The 592-nt window shown below is 50.0% G+C and carries 1 protein-coding gene; it reads right to left on the bottom strand.

Going from position 1 to position 592, the window contains the following annotated elements; genetic code table 11:
• Positions 1–506, bottom strand: a 506-nt coding sequence (locus R7Z50_RS29200; protein WP_318149974.1) for a flagellar basal body P-ring protein FlgI, incomplete at its 3' end; no start/stop codon positions are given.
• Positions 507–592 lie beyond the last annotated feature (86 nt).

Below are 592 nucleotides of genomic sequence, written 5' to 3'. Positions count from 1 at the left end.
GTCGCACCACTAGAGATAAGACCAACGGTTGGGTTGTTACCAACAATTTTTGAACCGTCAGCGCCTTCAGCACTGAAACCGCTCACCACTAAGTTACCTTGGGCAACCGCGTAAACTTGACCGTCTAGACCTTTAAGGAACGTTTGTAGAAGCGTACCACCACGTAGGCTTTTCGCACTACCGATTGACGATACAGTCACGTCCACTTGTTGACCCGGCTTAGAAAATGGCGGCAACTCTGCCGTGACCATAACCGCGGCAACGTTCTTGATTTTTGGCTTAGTACCCGGCGGCAGCTGAATGCCGAAATTTTGCAGCATGGCTGCGAAACTTTGCTCAGTAAATGGGTTGGCTTCGCCCGTACCTGGTAAGCCTGAAACCAAACCATAACCCACGAGTTGGTTGCTTCGCACGCCTGCCACTTGCGCGACGTCTTTGATTCGTGCGGCTTGGGCGGCTGTAGAAAACAGAGCAACGCTCATCAGTAATAAAACGATTCTTTTCATGCTTACTTAATCTCTTGCAGTCAATTTGCCGTCAGTGCGGCGTCTTATAGCGCTACATTAAAGAATCGTGCCAAGAAACCAGGCTC

The sequence above is a fragment of the Vibrio sp. 1249-1 genome (assembly GCF_033340495.1).
This window is presented reverse-complemented; position numbering and strand designations above follow the sequence as displayed.